This window comes from Oleiphilus sp. HI0132 (genome assembly GCF_001635845.1).
In genome coordinates this window covers 1-790 of record NZ_LWGJ01001555.1, presented here as the reverse complement: position 1 = coordinate 790, position 790 = coordinate 1, and the positions used below count along the sequence as shown (strand labels likewise).

The 790-nt window shown below is 45.6% G+C and carries 1 protein-coding gene; it reads left to right on the top strand.

Translation table 11 applies throughout. From position 1 onward, the window contains the following. Window positions 1–136 precede the first annotated feature (136 nt). A partial coding sequence (locus tag A3766_RS23895) for an aminotransferase class I/II-fold pyridoxal phosphate-dependent enzyme (protein ID WP_156509095.1) occupies window positions 137–790 on the top strand: 654 nt, incomplete at its 3' end.

Below are 790 nucleotides of genomic sequence, written 5' to 3'. Positions count from 1 at the left end.
AAATGAACAATCTCAATCACTTGTTTAATTTCTGATGGTTCGCAACGAGTGGTCTGCTTAATCAAATTAGGCCACTGATCCTTTCTTCTGAGTAGATAGGTTTTGTTAGCTGTATAAGCAGTAATTGGTTTAGTGTATGTCTATTTTTGAAGACCTTTGGCAGCAAGAGATTGACGCTCTAAAAGCTAAGAGTTTATTGCGTTCTCATCGCTTGCTAAGTTCGCCTCAGCAGATTGAACCGCTTGTTGATGGTCGTAAGCTTCTTTCCTTTTGTAGTAATGACTATCTAGGTTTAGCGAATCATACTGCGCTGAAGAAAGCAGCCAAATCCTGTATCGACAGGAGTGGTGTGGGCAGTGGCGCCTCGCATCTTGTCGTTGGGCATCATCAAGAACATGAAGCCTTAGAGTGCGAACTTGCAGAGTTTACCGGGCGTGATAAAGCGCTGGTTTTTTCTAGTGGCTATATGGCCAACTTGGCAGTGGTATCTACCCTGGTAGGAAAGGGCGACATTGTGCTGCAGGATAAGCTTAACCACGCCTCGCTTATAGATGGTGGCTTATTGAGTGGAGCTCGCTTTCAACGCTACTTACACAATGACGTTTCCAGCCTTAGTTCTCATTTAGATAAGCTCTCGACACGTAGTCAGCCGGTAGGTGTGAAACAAAGCAAGGCCTTAGTCGTCAGTGACGGCATATTCAGCATGGATGGAGATATCGCACCCCTGAAAGATATTGCAGCAACCTGCACTGCGCAAGGTGCCTTATTAATGGTTGATGACGCGCATGGC